The sequence below is a fragment of the Paenibacillus sp. Y5S-9 genome, assembly GCF_036894235.1.
In the GTDB taxonomy this organism is placed as follows: Bacteria; Bacillota; Bacilli; order Paenibacillales; family Paenibacillaceae; genus Paenibacillus.
Map to the genome: position 1 here is coordinate 2726184 of NZ_CP145887.1, position 26719 is coordinate 2752902.

The following is a 26719-nucleotide window of genomic DNA, read 5'->3' on the forward strand; positions in this document are numbered from 1 at the left end:
TCGAGGGTGAAAGTTTGATAAAGAGAGGGAGTGTAGAAGGTAGTATGCTGTGAATATATTATGAGGAGGTAATTTTATGTTTAAAGTAAAGCTAGCAAAGGCGGTAATATCTCTCGCACTTTTTGGTACCTTGTTTTCTATCCCGGCGGTGCCCGATGCTCGTGCTGCAGATGCAAGTTGTCCGAATGGTTATGTAGGTCTGACGTTTGATGATGGCCCATCTGGAAATACAACAAACATGCTTAACGCGTTGAAGCAAGCTGGTTTACGGGCAACGATGTTCAATGTTGGACAAAATGCACAAAATAATCAATCTCTGGTTTCTGCACAAGTAGCAGCTGGTATGTGGATTGGCAATCATTCCTATACACATCCGAATATGACTACATTAAACAGCGCTCAGATGTCGTCAGAGATTACACGGACACAGCAGACAATCCAGTCCATTACCGGAAGTTCACCTAAACTGTTCAGACCTCCTTACGGTGCGACAAATGCGACCTTGAAATCCGTTGTGAGCCAAAACGGCCTGAAGGAAATACTGTGGAACGTAGATTCTCAAGACTGGAATGGCGCCAGCGCGAACCAGATTGTAGCAGCAGTGAACACGATGAAAAGTGGTGACGTCATTCTAATGCATGATCAGTACCAGACGACACTTCAAGCCATTCCACAGATTGCACAAAATCTGAAGAATCGTGGCCTTTGCTCCGGCATGATCTCATCAACGACCGGTCGGGCAGTTGCACCCGATAGTAGCACTACGAATCCGCCAAGTAACGGAACAAAAGTGGAAGCTGAGAATATGACCAAAGGTGGGCAATACACCGGCAATATCAGTTCTCCTTTCAATGGCGTGGTCCTTTATGCTAACAATGATTTGGTTAAATATACTCAGAATTTTGCAACGAGCACTCACAATTTTTCACTTCGTGGAGCTTCAAACAATGCCAACATGGCGAGAGTTGATTTGAAGATTGGCGGACAGACGAAGGGAACCTTTTACTTTGGCGGGAGCTCTCCAGCGGTCTATACCCTGAATAATATCAGCCACGGAACGGGAAATCAGGTCATTGAGTTGGTTGTAACAGCCGATGACGGTACATGGGATATATACATCGATTACTTGGAAATACATTAACAAGCTCAAGGTTAATTGAAAAACAATTCACTATAATGAAATCCCGTTGGGTTAATCCAATGGGATTTCATCATGTTTTTGGCCATTTTGTAACACAAAAGTGGAGGGAAAACATTTATAATGGATGAAATTGAGGATAGGAAAAATTTGGTGTGTATTGAAACCATTTATGGAATAGGAGTGGATTGATCAAATGATCATTATGATTAACGGAGCGTTTGGTTCGGGGAAAACTTCTGCAGCAGAAGCACTTCAACTTTTGATTGCAAACAGTATGATATACGATCCTGAAGAAATAGGTTATATGCTGAGAAAACTTCTTCCGGAGAATTGTAGAGAGGAGAGGGAACGTACGGATGATTTTCAAGATATCGATCTATGGAAAATTCTAACCGTAAAGACAGCTAAAGAAGTAAAGCAGAAATACAACAGACACTTAATTGTCCCCATGACCATCTATAAAGAGGAAAACTTTAATTACATTTATAACGGGTTAAAAGAGATTGATCAGAACATTTATCATTTTTGCTTAACGGCTACAGAAGAGACGATTTATCATCGTTTGGCTAAACGCGGAGATGAATATGGAGGCTGTCAATATCAACAAGCACCAAAGTGTGTTGAAGCTTTCAAGGATGAACAATTTCAAACTCGGATTATTACCGATCATTTGGAGACTAGTGAAATCATAGAACTCATTTTGAAGAAGGTTCTATCCAAATAATTATCTTTTTTATTAAGGAGGATTTTAGGATGATGATTGTACATGTACTCTCAAGAAAAGATTGGGAAGCCGCGTTGATCAATGGGGTATATAGAGCAGCATCTTTAGAAAAGGAAGGTTTTATTCATTGCTCACCTGTGGATAAGATCGTAGCTGTGGCTAATTATAATTACCATGGGACAAAGGGGTTAGTATTACTTTGCTTGGATGCATCTAAAATAAAATCAGAAGTTATATGGGAAGATCTGTATAATGAAGGCAGGGAATATCCTCATATTTACGGTGAGTTAAATCTTGACGCTGTAACTCATACATATGATTTTGAGCCTAATGAAGAAGGGAGATTTTCGCTACCTCCTGATTTAGAGAACATGCAGTGATGTCAGATTTCTTGGATAGACGCTGGTTTCGTTGAAGAAATTGAACAGAAGAGGATGGAACCTAATTGACGACTGTGACTTTTGAAGAGGTAACCGAACAGCACCTCCCTGAAATTAGAGAGATTTATAACTATTATGTAATGAATACAACGATTTCGTTTCATACGGAGGAATTAAATCTTGATCAGATTAAATCCTCTGTAATGAACAAAGATACACGGTATAAAACTTATGTAATGCTTGAAAACAACCAAATGATGGGCTATGTTCTGATCACCCAATATAAGAGTAAACAGGCATATGACATTTGTGGTGAAGTCACCATATATCTAAAGCACGATATTTTGGGAAAAGGCTTGGGGAAACAAGCACTAGGTTTCATTGAGAAGGTTGCAAAAGAACAAGGATTCCATACCTTAATTGCGACAATTTGCATGGAGAATACAAGAAGTAAATCATTATTTGAGAGAAATGGTTATGAACAATGTGCTCTGTTTAAAGAGATTGGATATAAATTCGATAGAAAACTGGATATTGGAAGTTTCCAAAAGATATTGTAAGGAGAATAAGAAATGAGTAAAAACCTATATATTATATCTGGCCCCCCTGGAGTAGGGAAATCTACAACTTCCAAGCTGCTGGTTCAGACTTTAGATAAAAGTGCCTACATTTCTGGAGATGCGGTTAGTCATTTTCCGGTCAAAGGGAGAGGTAAACCCTGGCTTGATAAGGATACAAACGACTTAACTTGGAAAAATATATCTAGCCTAGTGAAAAACTTATTGGATTATAAATACGATGTAGTGCTGGACTATGTGGCCTTTCCGGAAGACATGGATGGGTTAATGACAGAATTGGCAGACTATCATGTTCGCATAATCTATGTTGTATTAATGGTTGATCGTCAAACCATTATTCGTAGAGACCGTCTAAGAGCAGAAGAATATCAAATGAAAGAAAGAAGTACAATTCTGCTGGATGAGTTTGAAAATCATCCGGATCTCAGAGTAGATAACAAGCTGTATACTAGTCATTTTACAGAAGCACAATTACCTGGAATAGTAAGCGAAATTATAAAAAATGAGAAATATCGATTGAAATAACTGTACTGTTATTATGCTTCGAATTGAAAAAATGCACGAACGTTGAATAACCAATAAGAGGTAGAAAAAATCATTAGATGTTATTAAGAATGGTGCAGAAGAAAAAAGATTAGCTGGGAGGATTAACGATGTCTCGTATTTATGGAGAAAGAATTGTGTTAAGAGAATACCAGGATTCTGATGTGGATTACATCAAACAATGGGTGAATGATCCGGAAATTACAGGGACTTTATCAGATAATTTTTTGTATCCTCATTCGAGTTATGAGACGGAATCCTTTTTCAGAACAATGGTTGAAGGCAAGTCTTCAAATAAAAGTTTTATTATCGGGTTAAAGGATTCGCTAGATTATATAGGCCAGATCGATTTGTACAAAATTGATTATAAAAACCGCTTTGCATGTTTAGCAATTGTAATAGGGAGAAAAGAATTTTTAGGTAAAGGTTATGGGACTGAAGCAATCCGTGTACTACAGAAGTTTGTCTTCGAAGAGCTGAATTTAAACAGATTAGAACTTGAAGTGTACGAGTATAATGAGATTGCTTACAAATGTTATTTAAAATGTGGCTTTAAAGAAGAAGGAAGATACAGAAAGAAGATATATAAAAAAGGGAAATACTGGGATAGTGTTTGCATGAGTATCTTGAAAACTGAATATGAGCAGTCATAGTCTCCAGAGGCATAAAATTGGAATGTCAAACTCAATAGCTTTGTTCAGTTGTATTCTTTATTAATTTCGATTGCGTTTTCCAAAAATCAAAAGATTAATGTACTAATATATATGCATAAAAAGGGTGAGCAGATGAACAGAGGAATACGTTTTGAAATACCAAATGCCTATGGTCGTTTTCTTGGGGAGATTTTAAAACCAATGGAAGTATCTAATTTTAATTGGTTTATTGGTGAGGAGGAGTCCTACTTCGTTGTTGATGATACGTTAGGGGGTGATCTTTTTCCGGAGATGATTATTGGTATGAATGGAGAAGAATTACAGAAGCTTATTGATAACAACGAGTATTATTTAATATTTGCGAATTTAAAAGCATTTTCAAAAGGCACACAAATAACAGATGTAATCACCTATGAAGATTATGTGGAGAGTGAGTGTCAGATGGTTCTTCTTGTAATCGATAGTACCTACGTCACAGTTTATTGTAAAGATTTAGAAAAAGTCGAGGAATTATATAATCATATAAATAGACAGGGATTTGAATCTCTCGAATATTTAACGGATGAGAATGATACGAGGACAATACTATCGGTCTGGTGATAAAGGGGCTTGGGATTAACTGCTAAGGTTTGATAGACCATCCCATGCATACGTTGATATGCGTTAACTTAGCGATGAGTTTAGGTGTTAGGTGTTAACGCTAACGAACCTGACACGTCTTGTTCAGGAATTTGAAACGTCCTCCGAAATCTAAGGAATCTGAGACACGCTATATCAGAAAAAATAGCCTTTTGTAGTGTTTTTATCAGATGATTTTGGGAAATAAGATGTCTCATGTTGCTAACAATTTTAAAAGAGGACGGGAAGGCCGAATAAGATGTCCTGTGTTCCTTAGAAAATCGCCTGAGTTGGAAGACACACTCTAGTTCGTTTCCCCATGATATTTGAGCATTTATGAATACGATTACATCTTTATGAATAAAAAAGGAGCTGAGAGAAAGATGGAGACAGAACGACTTATATTTCGGAAATATACCAAAAATGATTTCGATTTACTTTTTGAGATGACACGCGAGCCGAATATGATGAAATTTATAAGACATGGCGGACCCTGGACGAAGGAAGAAACCATGCAAAGCCTGGAAAAGTTCATCAACTGGAATAAAGACGATAAGGGGTTGTTCCTCGCATTCAACAAAGAGGATAACAAGTTAATTGGAACCTCTGGACTGATTCCTCAAATCATTGAAGGCACTGATGAGCTTGAAGTTGGTTACTGGGTTATCGAGCAATACTGGGAAATGGGTTACGGATATGAACAAGCAAAAGCGTGGAAAGAGTATGGCATGGATCACTTGAAGAAGAAAAGATTAATATCTTTAATTCAACATGGCAATGTGGGTTCTATGAAAGTCGCGCAAAAGAATGGCATGAAACACGAGAAGGACGTAGACATCATTGGGAAAAATGTAGCAGTGTACTCGATTGAGGTGAAGTGAATATGACTCTATTTCCTGAACTAGAAACCAAAAGATTGCTGTTAAGAGAGAGTAAACAGAGTGATTCGCAAGACATATTTCAATATTTTTCTTCGGATGAAGTTACAAGATTCTACGATGTAGAAAGTTTTACGAATACCAAACAAGCAGAAGAACTCATACAAAGATGGACTGAACGATTCGAAAATGGTCAGGTCATCCGCTGGGGAATTGCTTTGAAATCGGACAACAGAGTTATTGGAACATGCGGATTTCATGGTTGGATGAAACAACATCATAAAGCTGTGATGGGATATGAGTTAGCACCGGAGTTTTGGCGACAGGGTTATATGACCGAGGTAACTCAGAAAATCGTTGAATATGGATTCAAGAACCTTGAATTAAATAGAATTGAAGCATTTGTAGAGCCAGAGAACGCGGGATCAAGAAAGTTGCTTGAGAAAATTGGTTTCAGTGAAGAAGGCATATTGAAAGAACATTATTATTGGAAAGATCGATTTGTTGATAATGTCATCTATGCATTTTTGAAGAAAGATTATAAGCCCAACGTATTAAGCTAACAGACTGATGAACAAAAACGACAGGTTGCCAGTAGAGTGTATGAGAATTCGTATTATTGGATCTTGCGGTAGTGGGAAATCAACATTAGCCAAAGAATTATCGGATAAATACGGTATTCCTTCCTATGAATTAGACAATCTCATATGGGACAGAAGCGCCGAAAATCTGAGATATCCTGAAAGTGTTAGGGATGAATCAGTCCAGTCTATTGTCAGTTCAGAAGCTTGGATCATAGAAGGAGTACAGTGCAAAGATTGGACAATAGCGTCCATCCAGGAAGCGGATTTGATTTTTGTATTAGCTCCAAATGTTTTCATTAGAGATTATCGAATTATAAAGAGGTTTGTATTGTCCAGAATGGGCTTGCAACCTTGGAATTACAAGCAGTCATTCAAGAACTTATGCAAAATGATTGTGAAATGGAACCATCAATATAATATAGAAGAAGTTATATGTTCAATTAATGAAAACCATAAGACTGCAACAATCACGAAGAATACAAAACAAGTGATACAGTTGATTGAACATCATTTGAAAGTGGTTGTAAGTGAGAGTGAAAAGAACCTTAGAGGTAATCAAAGATTATCGAAAGAGGAGATACAGTGGTGAATATAAAAATTCAACTAGTCACACGAGAGAATTGGGAAGAAGCTCTGAAGATCTCTTTGTATGAACACCAAGCGTCATTAGTTCCATCCGTTGTTGAGGGGATCGCTTACGCCTATATAAAACCGTGGGATGAAGCATTTGATCCTTACGTACTTGAGATCGATGGGAAGGTATTTGGTTTCTTTTATCTGAGTTATACGCCAGATAGTACAGATAATTACTGGATTGGTGGTTTTCAAATCGATAAATCCTATCAAGGTAAAGGAATGGGAAGGCTCGCTATAAGAGCCATTCTAGATTTCATTACGAAACAGCATCCGTTGTGCAAGGTTATTTCATTAACGGTTGAACGGAATAATGAAATAGCACAGAACTTGTATAAGAGCATGTTGTTTATCAGTGAGAATAGAACCAATTCAGATGATGAAGTGATCTACAGGTTGGAAATAAAATAAGAAATTTGAATAGTGTAAAGATTACATGTGATGATTTTCTAAATGAGGTGACTTAAACATTGAATAGTAAGAATCATAAGGATGAATTACAAATCGTATTTGATGATCATGAAGAAGACTACAAAAAAGTTTGTAATAACTTATATAACTATAACGTCTCTGAAACAAATGGATTATTAAAGAAGCCTGGAAAGACTATCAATCTTTTTTTACGGGACAAGACAGGTAAGGCAGTTGGTGGGATCTTCTGTGCTACATATTGTGAAACATTATATATTGATAATTTTTGGATAGATGAGGAACACAGAAAGAAAGGATATGGGAAGTCTTTAATCATGCAAGCAGAAAGCATGGCTTCTGAATTAGGATGTAAGCTTGCACACACAAGCACATTTTCATATCAATCACCAAAATTTTATCAAAAAATGGGCTATGAAGTGTTTGGATTAATTGACGAGTATCCTGATGGAATCATTCAATATTTTATGAAAAAAAGATTATAAGACGAGTACCTAACATAGTATTGGGTTTAACGAAAGATGAATTTTATGGAGAAACAAAAGGATGGCGGAAAGTATGCGAGCCACAAGGGAGGGTTACATATCACTGAATTTAATGATCTCGAAAGAGAGATAAAAAGAAATAAAGCGGAGAGCTGCATCATATACCGAGAAAGCGCAATTCAATATGAATTTTATCGGAATCGAAAAACGAAAGAAAAACAACATAAAGTGAATTCAATTACAAAAAGTGTGCTCTCCGCATTGGTGGGAATCGCTATACAACAAGGTTACATTGAGAATGAGGATATTCCAATTGTAAATTATTTTAACGATCTGGATGATAGCAAAATGGGGATTACGATTAAGCATCTGTTAACGATGTCTTCGGGCTTGCACTTTCCAGGGAATGAAGCGATGATTCCATCTAGGAATTGGACGAAATTTGTTCTTGAACAACCTGTTGAATTCGAACCTGGAACCCAAATGAAATATAGTTGCGGGAGTTCGCATATACTTAGCGCCATATTGCAAAAAGCTACTCATATGAACACTTCGGAATTTGCAAAAAAGAACTTATTTGCACCTCTAGGTATTAACGATTTTCATTGGTATCAGGATACACAAGGGATTGCCATAGGTGGTTTTGGTTTGCGAATGAAGATCGAAGATATGTTGAAGTTTGGGGTGTTATACGCTCAGAATGGGAAGTGGAATTCTAAACAACTCATCTCTGCTGACTGGATTGCTAGAAGTGTAAGTCCTTCTCTTACTTCCGAACCCTTATATAGCTTTCACTGGCGCATAATGAAAAGCATCAAGGAAGAAGACGCTGAAAATAAAACGTTTTATGCTATGGGTATGGGCGGTGGACGAGGGCAATATATCTTTGTTAACCAAAAGCGAGGATTGGTTGCGGTATTCACAACGATTATATCCGATGATAGCTTGTTACCACTTCAATGGTTTAACAATTATATATTGTAAGAATAGTTGTTTATGGGAGAGATAACATGAGCCACTGGTTTGATCTAGATGAACTTGATCCAGAGTTAATCAAATTTGCAGTTATGATCGCGAAATACAATAATAAATTCATCATTATAAAAAATAGGAAAAGAGGAGGTTGGGAGATCCCAGGAGGCAACAAAGAAATAGGGGAAACACTTTTACACACGGCAAGTCGAGAACTCTATGAAGAGACAGGTGCAGTACACTTCGAATTAACACCTTATGGAGTATATGAATGGAATGGGAGCTTTGGTATGGTCTCTTATGCTGAGGTTAAATGGCTGGAGAGCTTACCGGAGTCTGAAATTGATGAAATAAAGCTTGTGGATGTATTACCTGAAGGTATGAATTTCGGAGATATGTTTTATCATTTCTCGGATAGATGGGATGGACTTGAGAACCATAAACTTAAGAAATACACTATCGAAATAAATCATTTGAATGAGTTACCTGAAATTAAAATAAGCTAGTTTTAGTTGGAGGAGCTCTGTTTTGAAACTAAAGGAGATGAAAAGAACTAGTGAATAAGAATAAGGGACTCATCATGTCACTATTACTTTTATTGATTTTAATTTTGCTATGGAATTCCTTTCGAACTTCAATTTTTGAAGCAGTTACTGTTCAAAAGATTAGTGAAAATGAAATGACTGTAATTAATTTTAATAATCTTGAAAGAACAATAGCCGTTCCGATGGATATGTCAAAACTAATTGAAGAGAACAAGGAATACACTATTTTGTACGATAAAAGAGTTTTTGATAAATACAGACTTCGATCTATAAAGCCATAGGATCTTAGAAATAACATGAGGAAGGAGAGATGGCAACAATCATGATAACGTATAGAACGTTGACCCTTGATGATGTGAATCAGCTGCAGGAAATAGATCGCTCGGAACATATTGATCTCATTTATGAAATGAAAGAGAACCGATTGGTTGAGCTTGAACAAAATCATGAGTGCTCCAACTGGGATGAGATGCTTCTAAAAGAGATTCAAAATCGATATGTGTACGAATTAGAACAAGGTGGCATGGCATATGGAGCGTTTGCTGACGATCAATTAATCGGATTTGGAGTGCTGGCACATCAATATAGAGGAAAAGAACGAAATCAATTACAAGTTGACTTGATGTATGTCTCACACGGGTACAGAAGACAAGGTATTGGAAAACGTATTCTAAACGAGTTAGGTGAAGAGGCTAAGAAACGTGGTGCACAGTATCTGTATATCTCCTCCACAGAGACGAAATCAGCGGTATCCTTTTATAAAAGTCAGGGCAGTCAGATTGCAAGCGAGATTGATCAAGAACTTTATGACAAAGAGCCTAACGATATACATATGATAAAGGAGCTGGGCACATGACAACGGTTGGGATACTCGGAACCATTCATAATCCAGAACTCAGGGAGCGATATCATTGTTCCCTTTCTCTTTACAAGAATGTGATAACTGAGTTTAAACCAGATCTCATTTGTGGTGAAGTTCATCCGCAGAGTTGGTTGAGGTACCTGAAGGACAAACATGATAGAGGATACTGGGGAGAACCAGCTAGTGAGTATTGGGAATTGGTCTTCCCTTTATGCGAGAAGCATAACATCCCATTTGTCCCTATTGATTGGTTTGAATTGGATGTGTGGAATGCTTTTGATCCATTCAACGGTTATTCGGGCGAGGAACGCCAAGAACTTGAACAACTGGACGATCATTGGTTTGCGGAGCAAATGGAGACGTATCGGTTTGGCGAGATTCCTTTTAATTCAAAGGAGTTCGACCGCGTAACCAGACAAAAATATGAATGGTTGCATGAGGTAAATCCGAAGGCACAGAACTTTCGCTGGGTGGTCCGTAATCAGATTATGGTTCAAAGAGTCAGAAATACAATTGAAGCTCATCCAGGAAAACGAATCCTCTGTATCGTAGGAGCCGATCACAATTACATATTCCAAGAAGAGCTGGTGAAAGAACCCGTTGAATTGCTGTATCCGTTACGATAAATGAACCGTTGGTAGAATTACAAATGAAACTTATTATTTAAGGAGCATTACATGCGAAACAAAATACGTAAAACACTCAAATACAGCATTTTCAGTATTATGTTAATGATTATAGTAGCACTGATATTTCCCACATGGACACCCAAAATTAAAGGTGAAAACAGCATCAGCATGTTAGAGCAGGTCGAAATTAACGGTACAGGACATGAAGTCATGATCAGGGGTGTTGACCGGAGTAATCCGATCCTGATTTTTGTGCATGGCGGGCCGGGATGCTCGGAGATTCCGTACGTAAGGAAGTATCAGAAAGAGCTTGAGCAACACTTCACAGTGGTGCATTACGATCAACGTGGGAGTGGGAAGTCCTATCACTTTTTTGAGGATTACTCGAATCTGACAACAGAGGTATTAGTAGATGATTTGTTAGCGTTAAGGGATTATGTATCTAAGGAGTTAAATCAAGAGAAGGTTATATTAATTGGTCATTCATTTGGTACATATATCGGTTTGAAAGCTGCGGCTAAAGCACCCACTCAGTTTCACGCTTATATAGGCATTGGACAGATGGCTAATACACTTCAGAGCGAACTGGAAAGTTTGGAGTACACGTACGAGCAAGCAAAACAAGCCGGCAATGAAGATGATGTTAAAAAACTGGAGCTAATTCGCAGCTCGATCGAGCAAGGAAAGGAACTTACGCCTAGAATTTTGTTGCAAAAGTACGGTGGTGCAGCCAGACTCATCAACGAGAATAGAGATTATATTTCAGGATTCCTTTTAAATCCCGAATATAATGGGCTGGATATGATTCGCTTTTATACAGGGATGTTCAGTTCACAAGACATCTTACTGAAGGAAGCATTTGATCAAAATTTACCTGATATTGTTGATCATCTGGAGATTCCTACCTATTTTGTAACGGGTAAATATGATTATATGACTACTGCGAATGCAGCACGTGATTATTTTGATGTATTGGATGCACCGATCAAAGACTTCATTGTATTCAACGAGTCAGCGCATTACCCACAGTTTGAGGAGAAAGAAAAATTCGTAAAGTGGTTAAATGAGCTATTTTAATATGCATTGAGAGGAGCAAGATCATATTGTTAAGTGAATTCATTGAGCTTGAAGAAGAGAGTGATGAAAGTTACCGATGTTACACTCTGCAAAATACAGTGCAAATATTCAAACATTGCATACAGGATGAGGATTTAAATGACGTTCGAATATATGTGTCCACTAATACATTGTTAGATTCAATGGTTAATAAAATAGAAGACTACATTAAGTGGTTTTCTATTTGTGAGACTGTCTTTCGAGAATATTATGAGAATGAACTTCAGGAAAAGGTACATCAGAATTGGTTTAATGAGATTGAAGTCTATTGTGTGGATATCACATTTAACGGTATAACCGACTACGGCGCAACAATATCTTGCGGAGATCATATTTTGCGCGATCACATCATGATGATTGATTTTGATAGAGAACAAATTCAAGCAATCCACTTAAACGGATAGATGGATTATTTTGTAGTAAATAGTCACAAAAAACAATAAAGATATCGCTTTATTTTCCATAAATGTGTTATTATGTTGGTGTCGGGCGAAAAATTCATTTGTTTGATCGATAGGGAGAGGAGGCACGTATTCTCGAATCATTCAATCTGTATGGATAGATTAACTGCACTGCTTGTTAAAATAATAGAATAAGCGGAGGTATGGGTATGTTCAAAAAATGGAAGAGATTTGGCGTCAGCAGCTTGGCGCTTGTGTTAGTGGCTGCCGTAGCCTTTACCGGATGGAGCCCTAAAGCATCAGCAGCAGACGCTTCGCAAGTGGTGGCTGAGATGGGTGCAGGATGGAATCTCGGCAATCAGCTGGAAGCAGCGGTGAACGGTACACCAAATGAGACAGCTTGGGGTAATCCTACAATAACTCCAGAGTTAATCAAAAAGGTAAAAGCGGCAGGATTCAAATCCATTCGTATTCCCGTTTCCTATTTGAACAACATTGGAAGCGCTCCCAATTATACAATCAATGCGGCATGGCTGAATCGAATTCAGCAAGTCGTGGACTACGCGTACAATGAAGGTCTGTATGTTATTATCAACATCCATGGCGATGGGTATAATTCCGTCCAGGGTGGATGGCTGCTCGTGAATGGTGGCAATCAGACTGCCATTAAGGAAAAGTACAAAAAGGTGTGGCAGCAGATTGCCACCAAGTTCAGCAACTACAATGATCGTCTTATTTTCGAATCCATGAACGAAGTATTCGATGGTAACTATGGCAATCCAAACTCGGCGTATTACGCCAACCTGAATGCCTACAATCAAATCTTCGTGGATACGGTTCGTCAGACTGGAGGTAACAACAATGCCAGATGGTTGTTGATTCCAGGATGGAATACCAATATTGACTACACTGTTGGTAACTATGGCTTCTCTCTTCCGACAGATAATTACAGATCCTCGGCTATTCCTAGTTCGCAGAAGAGAATCATGATCTCGGCCCACTATTACTCTCCGTGGGATTTTGCAGGTGAGGAAAACGGCAATATCACACAGTGGGGTGCAACTTCTACGAATCCTGCCAAGAAGTCTACTTGGGGACAAGAGGATTATCTTGAATCGCAGTTTAAGTCCATGTACGACAAATTTGTAACTCAGGGCTATCCTGTAGTGATTGGTGAGTTCGGTTCCATTGATAAAACGTCCTACGATTCCAGCAACAATGTATATCGTGCTGCATACGCAAAAGCAGTTACCGCAAAAGCTAAAAAATACAAAATGGTTCCTGTTTATTGGGATAACGGGCATAACGGTCAACATGGATTCGCATTGTTTAACCGTTCGAATAATACCGTGACGCAGCAAAATATCATTAATGCGATCATGCAAGGTATGCAATAATTTACCATATGGCTGTATTCATACAAACGGCGTGTTCCTCCAAAAGGGACATGCCGTTTTTTGTGTTACCCGAGAGGGTTTGAACAACATTTACCAATGCATTTTACATAAGCCACATACAGAGTTCATTAAATGCCACAATAGCTTTTATATACTTAATTTGCTTGATATAGCGAACTAAAAGGACTAGGTGGTAGACAGAATGTTAAAAAAACGTGATTTGCAGGAATGCCATTCACTGTACAGCTTAATGATGGACCCCGCAGTTTCTCCTTACGTTCGTTATCAATGCCAATCGTATGAAGAATATCTATTCCTCACGAAACAATTGATGGCTGAAGAAGAACAAAAAACGGTGATTTCCCGAACGATTCTGAATGAAACAGGTCTGCCTATTGGAACCATTGATCTATATCATATCGAGCATCAAACCGGTTTTTTAGCCACATGGATTGGATCACCGTTTTTTGGAAATGGGTATAGCCAAAGAGCCAAATCAGCCTTCTTTGTTGAATTGTTTCTGGAACATGGGATTGAGACGGTATTTATGAAGATACGCAAGCAAAATATAAGATCCAGAAAAGCCGTACAAAAACTGCCTTATGTAAAATTAGCCAATGATGTGTATCCAGATGTATATCAACGGATTAATATGACTGAACAGATGTATGATCTGTATCATGTTGAACGGGCAGCCTTTTTCGAAAATAGTATGGATCTGCACCAAGTGGTAGCCACGTAACTTATTCAGAGAGCGTCAACAGCGGCGTCAGAGATGACGGCGCTATTTGCTATGATGAGATTGAAAATGGAACATATTTGGACATAAATGCAGGAATATGGAATAGAGAATCGAAAGTCACATAAGTAGATAAAGCGTATGCAGTATTGTGTACGGTTAATGTAGGAGGCATGAAATGAATAATATCAACAAGATTTTGGGTGTAGTCCTCATGCTTGGCAGTGTGTTTATTTCGACAATGGAGAGAATCTCAATACGAGTATCTGTCGCTATAGTAGAAGCAGGATATGCGTCAGGAGGGACTAACGTGCCTCAATTCGCTCAGATGAACGAGCATCCAACAGGTTTACTCGTATACTTCATGTTTTTTGTTGGATTCATACTATTGGTCGCGGGATTCCCAGGGAGTTATAAGAAAAATCGTAATCATGGGCTTAACAAGGAAGTTTAGCTTGAGGAGGGATGAAGGTGGCCAAAAGGGAGGAAGTGTTATCGGGAGGTAATGTGAATCAGGTTGTCCGAATAGATGAGACGGTTCGCCGGCATACGAAACCAAATCCATATGTGGTTGAACTGCTTTTACATCTCGAAAAAGTTGGTTATGATCATGCCCCTCGATTTCTGGGAATAGATGAACAGGGGCGAGAAATACTTTCTTACCTTGAAGGCATCGTTCCAGGCAATGATTATCCTAATCTAGAAGAGTATATGTGGTCAGACGAATCTTTGATTGAAGTCGCGAGACTGTTGAGAAGTTACCATGATGCGACCGTTGGATTTACAACAACATCAATATCAACGAACAGATATCCAGGCATAACAGAAGATGAAGTTGTATGTCATAACGATTTTGCGCCGTATAATGTGGTGTACAAGGATGGCCGTCCTCAAGGCATTATTGATTTTGATATGGCGGGTCCGGGTCCGCGTATGTGGGATATCGCCTATGTCTTGTATACATCCGTTCCACTCGCAGATTTCTCACCAGATATGGATGGAAAGGGTGTAATGCCATACGCTAGCCAGGCGCACGGAACTATTCGAAAAGAACGGATTGCCTTATTTATGGCTACGTACGGGCTGAGTGTTCCAGCAGATTTGAAGGATTGGGTCATATCCCGTATCCGTTTCATGTGTAAAACACTGACTGATCGTGCGGCTGATGGAGATGTCGCTTTTGTGAAGATGGTCGAAGAGGGTCATCTGGCCCACTATGAGAAAGAAGTCATTTTTCTTGAAAACCATTGGGATGAATGGGTTTGAGAGGTAATGCTAATGGACCGCGTGATAGCCTAAGGGCTGGACAGCGGTTTTTTTGTTTCCATCTTTCGAATCCCTATGAATTCCTTTCTATTCATTTTCAACAATTGTGATCAACAATACAGCAATATAGTTCAGATTAGATCGAAATAACTGTGATACAATTCATTGTAAAGCGCTATCATTGTAAATTATTAAACTATATTGCTTTTTATATTCTGGGAAGGGAGATCTTTACTGATGCTAACCATACACACCCCGACGAATATTGCTTTGCAGGAAAATGAAGTTTATGTGCGATCAGAAGCAGATAATTTTCAGGATGAATGGCCTGTTCATACGCATAATGGGTATGAGATACATTATTTTATTCAAGGAGATGCAACCTTTCTAATCGGTGACCGAATATATAAGCCGCTGCCTGGAGATATGTTTATATTCAGAGGCGGTGTGCCCCACCGAATCAATCCTTCAAGAGAAATCGTGTACAAGCGAAGTTTTGTCAATTTTACGGAATTATTGCTTTTGGACATGCTTGCTGTCAGTCAGTTGGAGAATCTGATGTCCATATTCCGTCATCCCAATGGGTTATTGGTGCATTGGCCTCCGGAGGAGCGTGAGCATATCACAGCTATATTTAAGGGAATCAAGGAGGAGATGGGGGCAGGAAATACAGGGTACAAAACAATGGTCAAATTAAGTCTTACCCAATTGCTACTGCGGATTTACCGGAAAACAACCAGTGAGCAATCCGCCAATCCTATCTTATGTTCTTCCCAGAAGCAGACAAGCGTGAGCCGGGTTCTTCATTATTTAAACCAGAACTACACGGAGAATGTTTCGTTGGATGAACTGTCCAAAACACTCCATTTGAATAAGTACTACATTTGTCACTCTTTCAAAGAGACGACGGGATATACCATAAGCAATTATGTTATACGGAAAAGAGTTGCAGAGGCCAAAAAATTGTTGCTGTCTACGGATGCACCGATTTTATCCATATCTGAGACGCTAGGTTTTAACACACCTGTATATTTTAGCAGGGCCTTTAAACAATATGTGGGTGTATCACCACAGTTATTCCGTAAAAGTGAATTGCTCAACGAAGCCAAAATTCATTAGACCCTTCCAAGGAGATGTTGATATGACAAGAAGAACAGCATTTAAGCTCACCACTAGCATGGTATTGGTCATGTTACTCATCGTATTAACTGCTTGCGGAAATTCGGGTACCAATGCTAATTCAAAACAAACAACTCTGGATTTCCTGTGGTTCTCTGACGGAAAAGAAGGAGAAGTCATCAAGGAAATCATTAAAGAGTATGAGCAAACCAATACCAAGGTTAAAATCAACCTGATTGAAGTTGGCTTCAAGGATATCCAAACCAAATTAAAAACAATGTTATCCGGTGGAAAGCCACCTGCCCTGAGCCGGGTCACGGATACCGGATCATTTGCTAATCAGGCGGTTGATCTGACACCCTACGTGGACAATGCGGATCAATTCAAGGATCAATTTATTGACTCACTTAAACCTTATTATGTTATTAATGACAAGCTGGTAGCGGCGCCTATGGATGTTACAGCGAATGGGCTTATTTATAACAAAACCTTATTTGATAAAGCGGGCGTCAAAGTACCGACCTCTCCTGACCAGGTATGGACGTGGGATGAATACACAGCTGCGTTAAAGCAGGTTATGGACAAAGGCGGAGCACGTTATGGCATGGTATGGGATGTCACACCGCATAGATGGTCCACTCTTTTGTATCAGAATGGCGGAAGCATCTTAACGGAGGATGGCACTGCGGCAGCGATTAACAATGAAGCCGGAATCCGTAGCATGGAGCAGTTCAAGCAGCTTCATCAAGAAGGGATCATGCCCGAATCCGTATGGCTCGGAGGGGAAAATCCGAACAACCTGTTCCGTTCCGGGACGGTGGCTACCCACTGGGCTGGCAACTGGATGATCAGCAATTACAAGGATATCACCGATTTTGAATGGGGAGTCACCTATATGCCAAAAGGAACACAACGTTCTTCAGTACCAGGCGGGAAGTTTCTGATGGCTTTCAAAGGCAGCGGATATGAGCAGGAGGCAGCAGAATTTATTGAATACTTAACGTCCAAAGAAGTGAATTCAAAATATAACCAGGAATCATTGTTTATGAGTCCGCGGAAGGACAGCTCTGTATTGAATTATGAATTCGGCAAGGAGATGTTTGAAATTTTCGCGGATGAGCTGAAGAACAGTTCGCCTCTTGCAGCTAATGACTGGTCCAGACAGACCATTATATCCAAAATTTCAACGGACCTGAAAAATAATATTGTTGAGTTTCTATCCGATAAGGCAACTCCGCAGGAGGCTTTGGATCGAACAGCCAAGCTGATTAACGAGGCTATTGGCAGTCAATAAACGTAAAGTCATTTGGATAATTTGCATAACGGGGGCTTATCGATACCTGTAAAGCCTCCCTCTCGAATAACGATAAGGAAGGGGCAAGCAGATGAGTGAAGAACAACGATTAAACAGGAATACGCTGGCAAAACAGAACAGGAAGCTCGTTATTGCTCCTTATCTGTTTATACTTCCCAACCTCCTGATCTTTGGAACTTTTATCGTATTTCCCTCTTTATTGGGCCTCTATTATTCCTTCCATGTCTATGATGGATTGAACCCGATGAAGTTCAACGGGCTGGACAATTATATCAAAATTATAGGAGATCGGGAATTTTGGTCGACCATCGGACGAACGGGGATTTATGCAGCAATTGTTGTCCCTCTAATATATGCAGCAGCGTTAGGCATTGCTTTGCTACTTGCACGCGAGATTAGAATGCGCGGGTTCTTCAGGGCCGTATTTTACTGGCCGACCATGATTTCTTACATTATCGTAGGATTGACCTGGAAGTGGATTTTCGGAGATTCATTTGGCATCTTGAATCATCTGTTAACCGTGGTTGGTGTGGAACCTGTCGGCTTTTTAACCTCTTCCTTTTGGGCAAATACGGCTGTAATCATCGCGACAGTATGGTCACGTGCAGGCTTTTTCATGGTCATTTTTATCGCGGGTTTGCAGGCTATACCTACGGATTATTATGAGGCTGCCCGCTTGGACGGGGCAACGGGAATGAAGGTGTTTCGCTATATCACGCTTCCGTTGTTGAAGCCCACAAGCTTGCTTGTTGTTATGCTGACTCTGATTGACGCGTTCAAAGCATTTCCACTTATGTTTGCGCTTACAGGTGGTGGTCCGGGCAAAGATACCACCTATATTGTTCAATATATTTATGAGATTGGCTTTAACAGACAGGAGCTTGGTCTGGCCAGTGCCATGTCGGTGATACTGTTTATCCTTATTGGTGGATTCTCGGCTCTGCAATTCCGTCTATCGAAAGGAGGGGCTACGTAATGGTAATGAAGCCTATGGTCAAAATCTTCATCTACAGTCTATTAAGTGTTGCCGCAGTGGTGTGGCTCCTGCCTGTCCTGTGGGTCGTGATATCTGCTTTGAAAACGAATAGCGATCTGTACAGCTTCCCTCCAAAGCTATGGCCGCAGCCAATCACCTTCGAGCATTTCAAGGAGGCATTCAGTAAAGGCGATTTTGGCTTGTATTTTATGAATAGTACGATCGTAACTGTAAGCTCAACGCTGCTACTGTTATTGATTAACTCCATGGCAGGTTTTGCATTGGCGAAATATCGCTTCCGCGGAAGCGCGATCATATTAATCGCTTTTGTCTCAACACTCATGATTCCGATTGAGGTAATTATGATCCCCATATTCAAGGTGCTGAGCGCACTGGGGCTGTATAATAGCCTGCTCGCAATTATTATCCCGCCAGCAGCAACCCCAACAGGTGTATTCCTTATGCGGCAGTATTTGTTGTCCGTACCGGACGAGCTGTTGGAAGCTGCCCGGATGGATGGAGCGGGCGAATGGAAAATTTACTGGAGCATTATTCTTCCGATAGCGAAGCCAATTCTTGCGGTGCTCGCAATCTTCTCCTTCATGTGGAGATGGGATGATTTTGTATGGCCATTAATTGCGATTAGTGATCCATCGAAATATACGATCCAGCTTGCACTCTCTAATTTTATTGGTGAATACAACGTGGATTGGGGAAGTTTGCTTGCGATGTCCGTCATCACAATGCTTCCGGTACTCATTGTTTTTATGGTTTTCCAGCGATATTTTGTCAGCGGTATGATTACTTCAGGAATGAAAGGATGAGTTGAATGTCAGATACCACCCGAAGTGGGATGGATACATTGAATTATAAACCTATGAAATTAGGTCACAATCAGGTCATTAATCATTGGATGATCAGCGGCATATATACGAAGCCTGTTGCCTTTGTTCCAACAACGATGGAGGGAGATATTAATGATTGGTTAATCGACGGTTTTGCCATTCATGAGAATCCATGCAGAAAGGAATTTGTAGAACATAGGAGAACGCAGCCTCTGAATCGATTTTTTGATCAATGGAGCGAGTTTCCTAGCCCGGGAGACGACTTCGTTGGAGAAGAGAACGGAATGCCTTGGGCACTGTATTCTCCTTGGAATAATCCACGGGTGGAGCAATCAGGATTTTGGTTTGTGCCAACACATCTGCGCAGTTACGCGGCGACAAGACTCATTTCTCCGACTGCTCATACCGCCTCTTTGCGAATTAAGACCTATGGCAGTCTGACGTTGTGGGTGAATGGGGAAATGGTAACGGACTTTGCACCACTCACGCGTAACAAGGAACAGGAAATCGTTATTAAAGCTGAACTAGTAGCTGGAATCAATGAGATCTATGCCTGCTGGGAGGATCTTGCTGAGCGGGATACGATGTATGCTTTTGCGGTGGAATATCTGGGAGACGAGGAATTGGTGATTTCCCTGCCTATTGCTCCTCATTTGGCGGAGCCCGTGAAATCGGCAGAGCAAGCCCTCGAACAGGCTTATTTTCCTTCGGATCTCTTCAGAGGTGAGCAGATTAAGCTCAAGCTGCCGCTTCCCTTACCGGACATCGTTAGAGAGGTTGATATTCAGTATGGCAATTTTTTTGACGGCACCGAAAATAAGACGATACACATCGCCGAACAGGAAACGGACCTGGTCCTGGCACATACGAATCAACTTGGTCATCATTACGTATACTTCACGCTGGCTATTTCAGTTTCAAATGTTGTACTAACCAAGAAATTTGGCTGCCAATCCTATGATACGAGCTATGATGAGGCAGCTCAGCAAGCTGCGGATATTGAAGCCCGCAAATCCTTGGCTCTGCGATGCATTGCCGAGAAGGGCAGTCCCAATATTCATAAGGCCATTGCCATGCTCAAAACAGGAGGTAATCTGCAAGAAGCGGAGAACATTTTGCTTGAGGGTGTGGAAGGGATCGAGCAACGGAAGGATTGCAGTGACTTCTATCTGGTGGGACTGTTCCGTCTTTGGAGAGATGAGCGAAATAGCGGTCTGTTTAGTGAATCGTTCTGGGATCGGGTAAAAGCAAGCATTCTGGGCTATCGGTATTGGATAGATGAACCTGGCGATGATGTAATGTGGTTCTTCAGTGAGAACCATGCCTTGTTGTTCCATACCAATGAACTGTTAGCCGGACAGCTGTTTGGGGATGAAATGTTCAGCAACAGTGGTGAATCCGGTGAAGTACACCGTCAAAAAGCAGAGCAGAGGCTTGCATTATGGTTTGAGCGCTTTTTGGATGAAGGATTGGCAGAATGGAATTCAAGTGCATACATTCCGATTGATGCGGTTGGGCTATTGCATATCTATGAATTTGCCCATAATGAACAGCTCAGACAGCAAGCCAAAAAGGCAATGGACCTGTTATTCTATTATATTACCGTTCAGATGCATCAAGGAGTCTTGTCCACAACGTTTGGGCGCAGCTATGAGAAGGAACTGCTGGGTGGTTATGCAGCGGGAACAACTTCAATGTGCTGGATCGCTTATGGCGTTGGCAATGTAAACAATTATTCAATAAGCAATGTTGCCTTGAGTTTATCGGATTACAGCCCTCCAGCAGCATATCAGGAGCATCTGTTGCTTGGAGACAATCAGCAGTTGGTGTTCGCTAATCAGCAGGGCAAGGGAGGTTACGCCAAGCTCTATCATTGTCGGACCAGGGAATACTCCTTATCCTCGATCATTCGCTTTCGTCCAGGCAAGCCAGGTTATCAGGAGCATGTCCAGCATTTATCTCTGTCACCTGAGGCGCTGATCTGGGTGAATCATCCGGCAGAAATATACAAGCATGGGGATGGTCGACCTTGCTTCTGGGCTGGGAATGGGATATTGCCCGATGTTGTTCAGCATGAGGGGATTGCTTTGATGATGTTTGATATTCCTGCGGATCACAACTCTGACTGGACACATGCTTATTTTCCTACTCACTCCTTCACGGAATGGGTAAGGCATGAGAACTGGCACTTTGCCCGTTTGGATAAGGGTTATGCAGCTATATATGCGTCCAACGGGATGAGTATGGAGAGCAACGGGGTGACAAGAGAGCGTGAGCTTATTTCCCCTGGCTTGCGCAACGCCTGGATTATAAGAGCAGGAAGCGAACAGCAATTCGGGTCATTTGACGCTTTTATCAAGCAAGTTCGTTCTGCAAGCCCGCAATTCGATAATCAAGCTTTAACTCTCACTCTAACAGACCCGGTATATGGTCCAATTCAATGGGGAATGAACAAGCCTTTTCTTATTAAAGAAGAGGAAATTATACACGAAGGTTATGGAGTGAAGGGACAACTGAAGTTACTGGACATGGAGCGCTGAATCGTGTGCAAGAAACCAAGGGAGTGATAACCAACATGCTGAATCAAATGGTGCTGCAGGAGAGAATAAGCAAGGTATCCCAAGCGATGGAGTCTATGAAAAACACAAGCATCAATGAACAGTTTCCCATCGGACTAATCGACATACATCTATGGGAATGGCCGCAAGGTGTTGGTCTGTATGGCTTGCTTCAACTCCATGAGGCAACGAAAGATCCTAAAGTGCTGGAATTTCTGGAATCATGGTACAATGCAAGGCTGATGGAAGGGTTACCGGAAAAAAATGTGAACACCTGTGCTCCGCTCCTTACTTTGATCTCACTATGCGAGCTGACCGGAAACAGGGAGTACGAACAGGTCTGTGAGGAATGGAGCAGCTGGATCATGGATGGACTGCTGCGAACCGGAGATGGTGCGTTTCAGCATATGATTACGGGAGACGCCAATGATGGTCAAATTCTGATTGATACCCTGTTTATGACGGTGTTATTTTTGGCCAAGGCAGGGGTATACTTCAAGAAACCCGACATGGTGGAAGAAGCCAAACGACAGTTCCTTGTGCATATCAAATATCTATATAACAAGAAAACCGGATTGTTCTATCATGGCTGGGATTTCAATGAAAATCATAACTATGGTGCTGTTCATTGGGGAAGGGGCAATGCATGGTATACGGCGGGAGTTATGGATTTCCTGAATATCATTCCGATCGAAGACGGGCTGAAGGCCTATCTGTTGGATACAGCAACCGCTCAAGTCAGAGCACTGAGCAAGCTTCAGGGTGAGGATGGCATGTGGCATACTGTGCTGGATGATCCAACCTCATACAAAGAAACCTCGGCAACAGCAGCGATTGGATACGGCATTCTCAAGGGAATCCGGTATGGATACCTGGATGAATCCTATCGCCATAATGGCTTGAGTGCGCTTGAAGCGGTGTTGAAACAAATTGATGATCACGGAGTTGTACAGCAGGTGTCCTATGGTACTCCTGTGGGGCAGGATGCTCAGTTTTATAAAGATATAGCGATCAGTCCGATGGGTTATGGACAAGCACTTACGTTGTTTATCCTGATTGAGGGCTTGCGGGTCCCAACCGCCGAATAGAAGAAGGCAGACTTGTACGGAGGATGGGGGATACAGTTTCCTGTATCCTCCTTTTTGTTTTAGTAAGCTCGAATCTCGATTAATTCGGCATATCTGCTGCCATTTGTGGTATCAATTATGATTCTCAGAGCCTGAGCTGAAACAGGGACATCCAGGGAATGAATAACTTTTCTTTTATGGTTTTCTTGAACACTTGCGACTTGTGTCCATTCGCCAGCTGGAGTCAGTACATCCACGCGATAATCACGCACCAACTCAGGCATCACACGGAATGTTGTGTGATGGTGATGCAAATTAACCAGGTCCTCGTTCACATCATCATTAAACGTCAAGTGCAGTTCAGCCAAGGTTTGTGGTTCTTCCCATGTCAGTTGCACCCATTCCGGATTTCCAGACTGCATTGGCTGCGACATCCACTGCTGTGGCCCACCGTAAGGGCGATGATAACCGTTGATCGTGTTGTCCGATGAATAGGCCGAAGTCTCAGAGAGGGTACGACAGCAGAAGGGCTGACGCGCCAACCCCTGCATGGACCATAATACAACAGGCTGATCCGTGGCGTGATCCTCCAGATTTTTGGACACATGGTTCTCTTCTGTTCTGAAGAAGATCAGCACCCCGCTATGTGCTTCAATCGAATGGTAGACAGAGACCGCTTTATTGGAGCGGATGATAATAAAAGCATTCTGCGGTTCTTCCGGTCGCCATTCGAGCGGAAGCTTCACCCACTGCGCAGTTCCTGTTGTAACGTTAACAGTCGCCGTCACTTGTAACGAATGCGGGACGTAGTTCTCCTTACGCCCCGTATCCCACAGCTCTACCGTCAGCGCGGTATCGCTGGATGCATCCAGCAGCAGCTCCAGGCCGCTGAGCACTGGATGCACAGGCAGCAGCAGGGCAACATCCGTACCCAGCGGGTACGTCTCGCCAGGCTGCTCAAGAGCAATGCCCGTCAGCGTGCTGGAGGCTGTAGCCTTGGCACGCCGGGCCAGATCCAGCTCATCGTGGCTGCGCACCCCGATGATGGAAGCGTCCTGCCGCAGCAATGTCTGCTGCAGCAACGCCAGATGCCTCGCGTGCAGCTCGCGCGGCGACACCCCCATGGACGCGCAGAGCGCCGCGCCCGTACCCGCGGCTTCGCCGATGACCGCGCATGTGGCCATGACGCGCGTTGTGCCGAAGGCGACATGTGATGCACTGATGTCGCGCCCGGCCATGAGCATATTCCGCACATTTGCGGAATACAACGAGCGGAACGGCACGTGATATACGCCATCGGCATGCATATGCTTCGAGCCGCTCGCTTCGGCATACATGCCCTGCGGGGGATGCAGGTCAATGGACCATCCGCCAAAGGCAACGGCATCCGGGAATTCCCGCTGGCTGATAATATCGTTCTGGGTGAGCACATAGTCACCCGTGAAGCGGCGGTACTCCCTTTTGCCAGGCAGCGAACCGATCCACTCCAGCGTCATATGATCTGCATCAAACTTGCCGGAATTCTTGATATAGTCCCAGATCCCGTAGATTACGGACCACAGCTCATCACGGATCAGCTCATTGTCATGAACGGTGTCATGTTCACCGCCCCATTCAATCCACCAATAATGACAACCGGAATCCCCGCTGCGAATGACCCGGCGAATCGGAATGCTGGTCTGTGTAATATCCTTGGCAAAAGAAGGCGGGATATAACGGACAGGCGCACCCGTATCCTTGGTATAAAAGAGGAGTGTACTGCCCAACGTGATCTGATCAGCCACCTCCGGTGCCCACTCTTCGCCATATTCGCTGCGTGCTTCCCGGCCGAGTGCAAACTTGGCACCTGCCAGAAAGCCAACCAATCCATCACCCGTACAGTCCAGATAGATCTGACTTTCGAATCGGATTTTGCGCTCAGAACCCATCATCCATCCGGTAACGGAGGTGATCATGCGTTCATCTCCATCCCCAGTGGCCTCGACTTCATGTACATCCGTGTTCAGGTACAGGCTGATGTTGGATTCAGCTCGAACGGCTTCCAGAATGATCAAGTCCCAAAGATAAGGATTGCCCTCTGGATTACGATACTGATTCTCTACAAACAGTTCCCCCATGATGCCTGTCTCGCGGGCATAGCGGTTGATCCCATGGGCGGTAGCGCCGCAGACCCATACGCGTACTTCACTGCTGGAATTGCCGCCGAGCACAGGACGATTCTGCACCAGAGCGACCTGTTGGCCCAGCCGGGCAGCAGATATGGCAGCGCATACGCCAGCAAGCCCACCCCCGATGACGGTGATATCTGGTTTAACGAGTTCGTGCTTCATATGAACACCTCTCTCATTGAATATGGATGAGCCTAAGCTCAGATTTCATATTTCATATCTATAATTTCATATTAGTTCTATATATTTACTTTTCAAATACACTATATTATCATCGAGCATATACTTTATTTCATAACAAAGGCAGGTGTGTCATGGACCTCCTTAATCACATCTACTGGAAGAAGAAAGCTGAATTTGCTCTGGCAGAAGATATCTACGACGCTTGGGTGGTCTTTGCCGTTGAAGAGGGCGTATTTCGTTACGAGATTGATGGGCTGAGCGGAGAGGCGGGTTTTGCTGATCTGGTGTTATGTCCGCCCCACGTTCCTTTTCGCAGAGAGACGGTAACCCCGCTGACATTTCACTATATGCTGTTCCGTTGTAACTCCGCAGAGGGTGAGAGTCTCCTGCCGCCAATCGGAAGATCCCTCATTAATGATACGAAGCGTCTGGCTTCAACATATGCCTACCTGCGTCTGGCGAGCGAGGACAACGATGAGGCTACAACAGGATGGAAAACCCATCTGATGATGGACTTGTGGCGGCTGTATCAATGGGAGCGCAGACAGAGCAGGCTAATGGAAACGAAGTTCACGGAGGATGCTCTCATGGCTGAAGCGGCAGTGTTGTTGGAGGAGTGGGCAGGAGAGGCGGTCAGTCTCCGAATGTTGGCCGAACATTTGGCTTTGAGTCCTGTCCAGCTCACCCGAAGGTTCCGGGAAGCCTTTCAAGAAACACCATCTGATTATCTGAAAGCGATTCGTCTCAAAAAAGCAAAAGCCTTGCTGGCAGATAGCCGTCTGACCCTTACGCAGATCGCCGAGAGATGTGGATATGAGAACGGATTTTATCTGAGCCGTGTATTTTCGTCCACCATAGGAATCAGTCCCTCGGAGTATCGGAGACGACATCAAGTATGAGGTAAAGGGTCTCGTC

30 protein-coding genes are annotated in these 26719 nt (G+C 42.2%); 29 read left to right on the top strand and 1 reads right to left on the bottom strand.

Annotation, left to right across the window (positions count from 1 at the left end; all coding sequences use genetic code 11):
• The first annotated feature begins 76 nt into the window (after positions 1-76).
• The 28 genes from V6669_RS12315 to V6669_RS12450 all read left to right on the top strand — a co-directional run bounded on the left by V6669_RS12315 (position 77) and on the right by V6669_RS12450 (position 23474).
• Positions 77-1141: a polysaccharide deacetylase family protein gene (locus V6669_RS12315; RefSeq protein ID WP_338594011.1), complete on the top strand. Its 1065-nt coding sequence runs from the start codon at positions 77-79 to the stop codon at positions 1139-1141.
• 193 nt (positions 1142-1334) lie between these two features.
• Complete coding sequence (locus tag V6669_RS12320) at positions 1335-1865, top strand: AAA family ATPase (protein ID WP_338594012.1); 531 nt, start codon at positions 1335-1337, stop codon at positions 1863-1865.
• 29 nt (positions 1866-1894) lie between these two features.
• Positions 1895-2245, top strand: a complete 351-nt coding sequence (locus tag V6669_RS12325) for a DUF952 domain-containing protein (protein WP_338594013.1) — start codon at positions 1895-1897, stop codon at positions 2243-2245.
• 74 nt (positions 2246-2319) lie between these two features.
• The gene (locus tag V6669_RS12330; RefSeq protein WP_338594919.1) at positions 2320-2805 is read left to right on the top strand and encodes an N-acetyltransferase family protein; all 486 of its coding nucleotides are present in this window, start codon (positions 2320-2322) and stop codon (positions 2803-2805) included.
• A 12-nt stretch (positions 2806-2817) separates the two neighbouring features.
• Entirely contained in the window at positions 2818-3348 is a 531-nt protein-coding gene (locus V6669_RS12335; RefSeq protein WP_338594015.1) for an AAA family ATPase, read from the top strand.
• 128 nt (positions 3349-3476) lie between these two features.
• On the top strand, positions 3477-4019 hold the full coding sequence (locus V6669_RS12340) for a GNAT family protein (protein ID WP_338594016.1): 543 nt from the start codon (positions 3477-3479) through the stop codon (positions 4017-4019).
• 132 nt (positions 4020-4151) lie between these two features.
• Positions 4152-4619, top strand: coding sequence for a DUF2691 family protein (locus tag V6669_RS12345; RefSeq protein WP_338594017.1), 468 nt, complete (start codon positions 4152-4154; stop codon positions 4617-4619).
• Positions 4620-5020: 401 nt separating this feature from the next.
• Positions 5021-5518: a GNAT family N-acetyltransferase gene (locus tag V6669_RS12350; protein ID WP_338594019.1), complete on the top strand. Its 498-nt coding sequence runs from the start codon at positions 5021-5023 to the stop codon at positions 5516-5518.
• Between the two features lie 2 nt (positions 5519-5520).
• Positions 5521-6078: a GNAT family protein gene (locus tag V6669_RS12355; RefSeq protein WP_338594020.1), complete on the top strand. Its 558-nt coding sequence runs from the start codon at positions 5521-5523 to the stop codon at positions 6076-6078.
• Positions 6079-6118: 40 nt separating this feature from the next.
• Positions 6119-6688, top strand: coding sequence for a hypothetical protein (locus tag V6669_RS12360; protein ID WP_338594022.1), 570 nt, complete (start codon positions 6119-6121; stop codon positions 6686-6688).
• A complete protein-coding gene (locus V6669_RS12365; protein ID WP_338594024.1) occupies positions 6685-7143 on the top strand; it encodes a GNAT family N-acetyltransferase in 459 nt (152 codons plus the stop codon). The genes V6669_RS12360 and V6669_RS12365 overlap by 4 nt, the downstream gene beginning before the upstream one ends.
• A 59-nt stretch (positions 7144-7202) precedes the next feature.
• The gene (locus V6669_RS12370; protein WP_289392134.1) at positions 7203-7646 is read left to right on the top strand and encodes a GNAT family N-acetyltransferase; all 444 of its coding nucleotides are present in this window, start codon (positions 7203-7205) and stop codon (positions 7644-7646) included.
• 45 nt (positions 7647-7691) lie between these two features.
• On the top strand, positions 7692-8630 hold the full coding sequence (locus V6669_RS12375) for a serine hydrolase (protein WP_338594029.1): 939 nt from the start codon (positions 7692-7694) through the stop codon (positions 8628-8630).
• A 26-nt stretch (positions 8631-8656) separates the two neighbouring features.
• Positions 8657-9124: an NUDIX domain-containing protein gene (locus V6669_RS12380; RefSeq protein WP_338594032.1), complete on the top strand. Its 468-nt coding sequence runs from the start codon at positions 8657-8659 to the stop codon at positions 9122-9124.
• 349 nt (positions 9125-9473) lie between these two features.
• Positions 9474-10019 carry a GNAT family N-acetyltransferase gene (locus V6669_RS12385; protein ID WP_338594035.1) on the top strand — a complete coding sequence of 182 codons (546 nt, stop codon included), beginning with the start codon at positions 9474-9476 and terminating at the stop codon, positions 10017-10019.
• Complete coding sequence (locus V6669_RS12390) at positions 10016-10651, top strand: hypothetical protein (RefSeq protein WP_338594037.1); 636 nt, start codon at positions 10016-10018, stop codon at positions 10649-10651. The genes V6669_RS12385 and V6669_RS12390 overlap by 4 nt, the downstream gene beginning before the upstream one ends.
• 51 nt (positions 10652-10702) lie before the next feature.
• On the top strand, positions 10703-11731 hold the full coding sequence (locus V6669_RS12395) for an alpha/beta hydrolase (protein WP_338594038.1): 1029 nt from the start codon (positions 10703-10705) through the stop codon (positions 11729-11731).
• 26 nt (positions 11732-11757) lie between these two features.
• Positions 11758-12174 carry a hypothetical protein gene (locus tag V6669_RS12400; RefSeq protein WP_338594040.1) on the top strand — a complete coding sequence of 139 codons (417 nt, stop codon included), beginning with the start codon at positions 11758-11760 and terminating at the stop codon, positions 12172-12174.
• A gap of 206 nt (positions 12175-12380) precedes the next feature.
• Positions 12381-13568 (top strand): glycoside hydrolase family 5 protein, encoded by a 1188-nt coding sequence (locus V6669_RS12405; protein WP_338594042.1) that lies wholly within the window; start codon positions 12381-12383, stop codon positions 13566-13568.
• Between the two features lie 202 nt (positions 13569-13770).
• Positions 13771-14310, top strand: coding sequence for a GNAT family protein (locus V6669_RS12410; protein ID WP_338594043.1), 540 nt, complete (start codon positions 13771-13773; stop codon positions 14308-14310).
• Between the two features lie 175 nt (positions 14311-14485).
• Positions 14486-14761: a hypothetical protein gene (locus tag V6669_RS12415; protein ID WP_338594045.1), complete on the top strand. Its 276-nt coding sequence runs from the start codon at positions 14486-14488 to the stop codon at positions 14759-14761.
• Positions 14762-14772: 11 nt separating this feature from the next.
• Entirely contained in the window at positions 14773-15573 is an 801-nt protein-coding gene (locus V6669_RS12420) for a phosphotransferase (RefSeq protein ID WP_338594046.1), read from the top strand.
• A gap of 237 nt (positions 15574-15810) precedes the next feature.
• Positions 15811-16692, top strand: coding sequence for an AraC family transcriptional regulator (locus tag V6669_RS12425; protein ID WP_091031576.1), 882 nt, complete (start codon positions 15811-15813; stop codon positions 16690-16692).
• Between the two features lie 22 nt (positions 16693-16714).
• The gene (locus tag V6669_RS12430; RefSeq protein WP_338594048.1) at positions 16715-17986 is read left to right on the top strand and encodes a sugar ABC transporter substrate-binding protein; all 1272 of its coding nucleotides are present in this window, start codon (positions 16715-16717) and stop codon (positions 17984-17986) included.
• A gap of 91 nt (positions 17987-18077) precedes the next feature.
• Entirely contained in the window at positions 18078-18983 is a 906-nt protein-coding gene (locus V6669_RS12435; RefSeq protein ID WP_338594050.1) for a sugar ABC transporter permease, read from the top strand.
• Positions 18983-19807 carry a carbohydrate ABC transporter permease gene (locus V6669_RS12440; protein ID WP_017688979.1) on the top strand — a complete coding sequence of 275 codons (825 nt, stop codon included), beginning with the start codon at positions 18983-18985 and terminating at the stop codon, positions 19805-19807. Before V6669_RS12435 ends, V6669_RS12440 begins: the two co-directional genes overlap by 1 nt.
• 5 nt (positions 19808-19812) lie before the next feature.
• Complete coding sequence (locus V6669_RS12445; RefSeq protein ID WP_338594052.1) at positions 19813-22368, top strand: hypothetical protein; 2556 nt, start codon at positions 19813-19815, stop codon at positions 22366-22368.
• Positions 22369-22403: 35 nt separating this feature from the next.
• A complete protein-coding gene (locus tag V6669_RS12450) occupies positions 22404-23474 on the top strand; it encodes a glycoside hydrolase family 88 protein (protein WP_338594054.1) in 1071 nt (356 codons plus the stop codon).
• Positions 23475-23533: 59 nt separating this feature from the next.
• Here V6669_RS12450 and V6669_RS12455 read toward each other — a convergent pair whose 3' ends face one another.
• Positions 23534-25783, bottom strand: a complete 2250-nt coding sequence (locus V6669_RS12455; protein ID WP_338594055.1) for an FAD-dependent oxidoreductase — start codon at positions 25781-25783, stop codon at positions 23534-23536.
• A gap of 152 nt (positions 25784-25935) precedes the next feature.
• Between V6669_RS12455 and V6669_RS12460 the strand changes: the two genes are divergently transcribed.
• The gene (locus tag V6669_RS12460; RefSeq protein ID WP_338594057.1) at positions 25936-26703 is read left to right on the top strand and encodes a helix-turn-helix transcriptional regulator; all 768 of its coding nucleotides are present in this window, start codon (positions 25936-25938) and stop codon (positions 26701-26703) included.
• Positions 26704-26719: the final 16 nt, after the last annotated feature.